Below are 766 nucleotides of genomic sequence, written 5' to 3' on the forward strand. Positions count from 1 at the left end.
TGTCTCTCGCAAACCGTACTATGTGTCTGGCAATCTTATGATTAATATCCTGCATGATTCTCGCTTCTTTATCATTGAGTGTCCGAATAGCGTTCAGTTTCTTTTTCTTCCCTAACTCCCGTCTGAGCTTCTTATACTTTCGGCGAATAACTTTGTTTGATCGTCCGTTTCCGAAGAAAGCTGTTTGACCGCTGGAAGCCACGACACCGACAGCTGGACACAGAATACCTAGATCGATGCCTAAGACGTCTGTTCCTACAGTCTCAGACGGCAAAACGTGATAAGCAATCTGAGCTATCCAATGGTAGCCTTTTTTGGTGATACGCATCGCTCCCCGTTTTGACTGAGATAACAGGTCAAACTGATCACTTGTTAGCACAGCTTTAATAGCCGTTTTCATTGATTTGCCCTTTTGCATAATAGGAAAAGCGAGATGATTTGGAGTGACCGTATAGTTCTGATTGTTCCATGAGACTGTTCGTTTTTTGAACACACAGTTTCCGTGTTCAGCATATTTGGACTTAGCATACCGGATAAGTTCATTTTTGACTACCGAAGGAATAGACGTCTCAATGTGTCTGGAAGTGACTGTTGGAAAGCGGCCATCTGATACAGCCTGCTGGACAAGCTGGTTGGCGTGATAAATATACTCTTTGGATAGCCGGGTCAATTCAGCTGCTTGTTCTTTAGTCGGCTTTAATTTTACTTTGAGCACTTTAACACAGGTATCGGTCTGTTCTTTTTTCACTCGCTTCACCTCTCTCCT

General features: G+C 43.3%; 1 protein-coding gene. It reads right to left on the bottom strand.

Annotated elements, in window-relative coordinates:
• Nucleotides 1-748 (bottom strand): nuclease/transposase family protein (locus ACYQ4S_RS12050; RefSeq protein WP_459771395.1); only part of this gene is annotated, 748 nt, incomplete at its 3' end.
• Nucleotides 749-766 lie beyond the last annotated feature (18 nt).

Source organism: Alkalibacterium sp. s-m-28, assembly GCF_054658175.1.